This is a genomic window from Mesorhizobium sp. M7A.F.Ca.CA.002.09.1.1 (genome assembly GCF_003998555.1).
Lineage (GTDB): Bacteria > Pseudomonadota > Alphaproteobacteria > Rhizobiales > Rhizobiaceae > Mesorhizobium > Mesorhizobium ciceri.
On the sequence record NZ_RZRR01000328.1, the window covers coordinates 1 to 5,546 of the forward strand.

General features: G+C 61.9%; 5 protein-coding genes. 1 reads left to right on the top strand and 4 read right to left on the bottom strand.

Features of this window, described 5'->3' with window-relative positions; translation table 11 throughout:
- The 4 genes from glgP to EN994_RS15995 form a co-directional block, all read right to left on the bottom strand.
- On the bottom strand, positions 1 to 1,685 hold a 1,685-nt coding region (glgP, locus tag EN994_RS15980), incomplete at its 3' end, for a glycogen/starch/alpha-glucan family phosphorylase (protein ID WP_127307634.1).
- 232 nt (positions 1,686 to 1,917) lie between these two features.
- On the bottom strand, positions 1,918 to 2,727 hold the full coding sequence (locus EN994_RS15985; RefSeq protein WP_224621066.1) for an ATP-binding cassette domain-containing protein: 810 nt from the start codon (positions 2,725 to 2,727) through the stop codon (positions 1,918 to 1,920).
- Positions 2,703 to 3,764, bottom strand: coding sequence for an ABC transporter permease (locus tag EN994_RS15990; protein ID WP_013532703.1), 1,062 nt, complete (start codon positions 3,762 to 3,764; stop codon positions 2,703 to 2,705). Before EN994_RS15990 ends, EN994_RS15985 begins: the two co-directional genes overlap by 25 nt.
- A 159-nt stretch (positions 3,765 to 3,923) precedes the next feature.
- Positions 3,924 to 4,940, bottom strand: a complete 1,017-nt coding sequence (locus tag EN994_RS15995) for a sugar ABC transporter substrate-binding protein (protein ID WP_024503693.1) — start codon at positions 4,938 to 4,940, stop codon at positions 3,924 to 3,926.
- A gap of 228 nt (positions 4,941 to 5,168) precedes the next feature.
- Between EN994_RS15995 and EN994_RS16000 the strand changes: the two genes are divergently transcribed.
- The coding region (locus EN994_RS16000; protein WP_164745952.1) for a winged helix-turn-helix transcriptional regulator at positions 5,169 to 5,546 on the top strand (378 nt) is incomplete at its 3' end.

Consider the following 5,546-nt stretch of genomic DNA (forward strand, 5'->3'; position numbering starts at 1 on the left):
CGCTTGATCTGGATGTCGAAAAGCGCCGAGGGATCGACCTTGATGCCGAGCCGGTCGGCGACGAGGTTGGCCAGCCGCGCCTTGTTGGCTCGCTTGACGGCGGCGAACTTGTCGCGAAAGGCGGCATCGCCGGCGAAACCGTCGAGATCCTTGATGGCGTCGATGTCATCGAGAAAGCGGTCGCCGATCGCCTCGCGGGCAAGCGACGTCAGCCCGGGATTACACTGGATCAGCCAGCGCCGCGGCGTGATGCCGTTGGTCTTGTTGTTGATGCGATCGGGATAGAGCTTGTGCAGATCGGCGAACACCGTCTCCTTCATCAGGTCGGTGTGAAGCGCCGAAACGCCGTTGATCGAGTGCGAACCGACAAAGGCCAGATTGCCCATGCGCACCCGGCGGTCGCCATTTTCCTGGATCAGCGAGATGCGGCCGATCTGCTCGTCCGAGAACTGGTTGGACGCACGCGCCTCCAGAAGCACTTCAGCGTTGATGGCATAGACGATCTGCATGTGGCGCGGCAAAAGCCGCTCGAACAGCGGCACCGGCCAGCTTTCCAGTGCCTCGGGCAGCAGCGTGTGGTTGGTGTAGCCGAAGGTGCGCTGGGTGATGTCCCAGGCCTGATCGAAGTCCATGCCGTGGACGTCCATCAACAGGCGCATCAACTCCGGCACAGCGATGGCCGGATGGGTGTCGTTCAGGTGGATCGCAGCCTTGTCGGGCAAGGACTTCAGGTCGCCATATTGGCTGAGATGGCGCTGAACGATGTCCTGCAGCGATGCGGTGGAGAAGAAATATTCCTGCCGAAGCCGCAGTTCCTGCCCGGCCTTGTGGGAATCGGCGGGATAGAGCACGCGCGACAAGGCATCGGCCTTGTTGCTTTCGGCGAGCGCGCCGATGTGGTCGCCGGCATTGAACTTGTCGAGCAGGATCGGATCGACCGGCATGCCCGACCAGAGCCGCAGCGTGTTGACGCGGTTGGCCCGCCAGCCGACGACGGGCGTATCATAGGCGACGGCCAGCACATGCTCGGTCGGCTTCCAGACATGGCGTTCGAGGCGTCCGTCCTTGGAGGTGATCGATTCCACCGAACCGCCGAAACCGACCTCGAACGAGCGCTCACGGCGTTCGAATTCCCACGGGTTGCCGTGATCGAGCCAGGTTTCAGGCAATTCGACCTGCCAGCCGTCGTGAATCTCCTGGCGGAACATGCCGTTGGCATAGCGGATGCCGTAGCCATGCGCGGGAATGTCGACGGTCGCCATGCTTTCCATGAAGCAGGCCGCAAGCCGCCCGAGGCCGCCATTGCCAAGTGCGGCATCCGGCTCGAGTGCGGCGATGAGATCGAGATCGACGCCCAGGGACGACAGGGCCTCGCGCATGTTGTCCATCAGGCCGAGATTGGAGAAGGCGTCGCGCATCAGGCGGCCGATGAGGAACTCCAGAGACAGATAATAGACGCGTTTTTCCTTCTGATCGTACGCCTCCTTCGTCGCCTGCATCCAGCGATCGACGATCCGGTCGCGCACGACCTTGATCGAGGCGGTCAGCCAGTCGTACTGGGTCGCAACGGCGGTATCCTTGCCGACCCGGTATTTGAGGGCCACCAAGACTTCACGTGCGAGTGTCTTGGGATCAGGATTTTCGAGCAGTGGAGGAAGGGGTTCGGATGTCATCGCGCTCGTCATGATGCCTCTCGTGCGGTTGCCATGATCATACCGGCTTTCATCGCTCCTCCCAGCCCATGCTAGCTGATACCGCTATATATTCAATCGATTTAAACATGCCCGAACCGGCATGCCCCCTGCGGCAATTTGGCAATTCGCAAGTGTGACGCGCCAAGACGGTCGCGCGACGCGCTTCAAATTCCTGTTCCGTGCCTGCCGTGCCGCCAACCCTCCAGCACTTGGGCGACATGTATCAGGCCGCCAGCGCTGCCTCGGGCGGAACCTTTGCTCCGGTCATGAAGGCCACGGCATCGGACATCGTATATTGCTTGGGATCGATGACGCAGAGGCGACGGCCGAGCCGGTGGATGTGAATGCGGTCGGCCACTTCGAACACATGCGGCATGTTGTGCGAGATCAGCACGATCGGCAGGCCGCGCTTCTTGACGTCGAGGATCAACTCGAGCACGCGGCGGCTTTCCTTGACGCCAAGGGCGGCCGTCGGCTCGTCCATGATCACCACACGACTGCCGAAGGCGGCCGCGCGCGCCACCGCAACGCCCTGCCTCTGGCCCCCCGAGAGCGTTTCCACAGCCTGGCTGATGTTCTGGATGGTCATCAGGCCAAGCTCGGTAAGCTTGTCGCGGGCGCGCTTTTCCATCGCCGGACGGTCGAGCATACGCAGCCAATCGCCCAGAAAACCCGGTTTGCGGATCTCGCGGCCAAGGAACATGTTATCGGCGATCGAGAGCGCCGGCGACAGTGCCAGATTCTGGTAGACGGTCTCGATGCCGGCTTCGCGTGCCTCCATCGGCGATTTAAAGGCGACGGGTTTGCCTTCAAGCCGGATCTCGCCTTCGTCGGGCACGGCCGCGCCGGAAATCGCCTTGATGAGCGACGACTTGCCGGCGCCGTTGTCGCCGATGACGGCGAGGATTTCGCCGGGATAAAGGTCGAAGTCGGCATTGTCGAGGGCGGTGACACGGCCATAGCGCTTGATCAGGCCACGCGCGGTGAGGATGGGCTCCTGGGTCATGGTCATGCCGACACCTTTCTGATCCATTGGTCGACTGCCACGGCGCCGATGATCAGCACACCGGTGAGCAGCACCTTCCATTGCGGATCGGCGCCCAGCATGTTGAGGCCCATGGAAACGACGCCGACGATCATCGCGCCGAACAGCGTGCCCAGGATGGAGCCGCGTCCGCCGAAGAGGGAAATACCGCCGATCACCGTCGCGGTGATGGCCTGCAGATTGTAGTCGGTGACGGCAGCCGACGGCGAGATCGAGCCGTTGCGGCCAATGGAGACCCAGGCCGCGAAAGCGGCGATCAGGCCGGCCAAGGTGTAGACCGTCATCAACACCTTCTTGGTCTGGATGCCCGACAGCTTCGCCGCCTCCTGGTCATCGCCAACGGCGTAGACATGGCGGCCCCACGCCGTGTGATTGAGCACGTACCAGAGGATCATCACGAGCAGGACCGTGGCAATGACGCCGAGCGTCAGCACCGCAGTGCCGACCTTGAAGCTGATGGCAAAGAGATGCAGCAGCGGCGCCTGGGTATCGACGTCGGTGTCGCGGATCGTCTCGTTGGCCGAATAGATGAAGTTCGTGGCCATGACGATGTTCCAGGTGCCAAGCGTCACGATGAAGGGTGGTAGCTTCATGTAGGCGACAAGCACCCCGTTGAGCAGCCCGCAGGCGGCGCCGGCGGCAAGCCCGATCGCCACTGCGAGCGCGCTCGGCATGCCGTAGGAGACCGCGCAATTGCCCATGATCACCGCTGAAATCACCATGATCACACCAATCGACAGGTCGATGCCTGCGGTCAGGATGACCAATGTCTGCGCAGCCCCCAGAATGCCGATGATGGCGATCTGCTGCAGGATAAGCGTCAGCGTGTAGGACGAAAAGAAACGCCCACCGATGGTGATGCCGAAGACGATGATCGCCAGAACCAGGACGATCAGCGGCACCGCGGCCGGCGTCGAATGCAAGAAATGCTGGATACGCTTGACGGCCGATTTGTGCTCGTCAAAAGCAGCAACGCTGGTGTCGCTGCTCGAGAGAACCTTCTCGAATTCCTGAGCTTGAGCCATGTTTTCTCCCCGTAGGCTTCAGCCAAACGCCGACGCCAGTCCACGCCTTTCCGGTCTGCTGCCGGGATTGTTCGCGGTCACGCGAGCCATCGTCCACCCGAAGCAGCCGGGGATCAAGCCCCGACCGCTCAGGTTCCTTGGATGCCGGTCAGAACGGCATCAGCCCCAGCACTTGGCGAGGCCTTCCTTGGTGTCGATGGACTTGACGCCGGTGGCCGGCTTGTCGGTCACCAGGTTGACGCCGGTGTCGAAGAAGTTCTTGCCTTCGGTCGGCTTCGGCTTGGTTCCGTCCTTGGCAAAAGCGGCGATCGCCTCGATGCCGAGTGCAGCCATCTGCAGCGGGTATTGCTGCGAAGTGGCGCCGATGACACCTTCGGCCACCGACTTCACGCCGGGGCAGCCGCCGTCGACGGAAACGATCAGCACCTGGCTTTCGAGGCCGACAGCCTTGAGCGCCTGGTAGGCGCCGACAGCGGCGGGCTCGTTGATGGTGTGGATGACGTTGATGGTGTTGTCCTTCTGCAGGAGGTTCTCCATCGCCTTGCGGCCGCCCTCTTCGTTGCCGTTGGTGACGTCATGGCCGACGATGCGCGGATCGGTCTCGTCGCCGATCTTGTTGGGATCTTTTACATCGATGCCGTAGCCCATCATGAAGCCTTGGTCGCGCAGCACGTCGACAGTCGGCTGCGAAGGCGTCAGGTCAAGGAAGCCGATCTTGGCGTCCTTGGCCTTGTCGCCGAGCGTGGCGGCGGCCCAGGCCCCGATCAGCTTGCCTGCTTCGAGATTGTCCGTCGCGAAGGTCGCATCGGCGGCGTCGATCGGATCGAGCGGCGTGTCGAGCGCGATCACCAGCAGGCCGGCATCACGCGCTTTCTTCACGGTCGGCACGATGCCCTTGGTGTCGGATGCGGTGATCAGGATACCCTTGGCGCCATCGGCGATGCAGCTTTCGATCGCCGCGACCTGGCTCTCGCTGTCGCCGTCGATCTTGCCGGCATAGGTCTTGAGGTCGACGCCGAGTTCCTTGGCCTTCGCGGTCGCGCCTTCCTTCATCTTGACGAAGAAGGGATTGGTGTCGGTCTTGGTGATCAGGCAGGCGCCGACACCGGCCGCGGATGCGGACGAGGCAAACGCCATCAGCCCCAGAGCCGCGGCGGCAAACACGGTCGATTTCAACAATTTTGTATTGGTCACGATTTTCCTCCCAGTGGAACCATTCCGATGCCGGCCAACCGGCACCTGCAGCGCATCCAACGAAATTCTCCCAGCGTGGACGCTGCCTTAACAGACACCAGGCCGAAGCCCGTGTCAATAATTAAATCACTCTTATTTATTATTGACAGCATTGCTTCGTTCACCCATTCTGGCCCAAAAGCATTGAGGGGAAACGACGGGAGGAACAGGGTGGAAACGGCCATTGCGAGGCACGGTTCGCCCGAGGTGAATGACAGTCTCATTCACCGCGGCACCAACCAGAGCGGCATGCGCGACCACAATGAGCGGTTGGTGCTGTCGCTGGTGCGTCAACACGGCAGCCTGGCAAAATCCGACATCGCCCGCATGACCGGACTTTCGGCGCAGACGGTTTCCGTCATCATGCGCGAGCTGGAGGAAGAAAGCCTCCTGCTGCGTCAGGCGCCGTTGCGCGGCAAGATCGGCCAGCCTTCCATCCCGATGGCGCTCAATCCCGAAGGCGCTTTCTTCATCGGCCTGAAGATCGGCCGCCGCAGCGCTGAACTGGTGTTGATCGACTTCCTTGGCAATGTCCGTTCGATGCTACAG

Excerpts from the sequence above, each read along its gene's own strand:
- EN994_RS15985 (WP_224621066.1), bottom strand. The coding sequence starts at position 2,727 with ATGGATCAGAAAGGTGTCGGCATGACCATGACCCAGGAGCCCATCCTC.
- EN994_RS15990 (WP_013532703.1), bottom strand. The coding sequence starts at position 3,764 with ATGGCTCAAGCTCAGGAATTCGAGAAGGTTCTCTCGAGCAGCGACACC.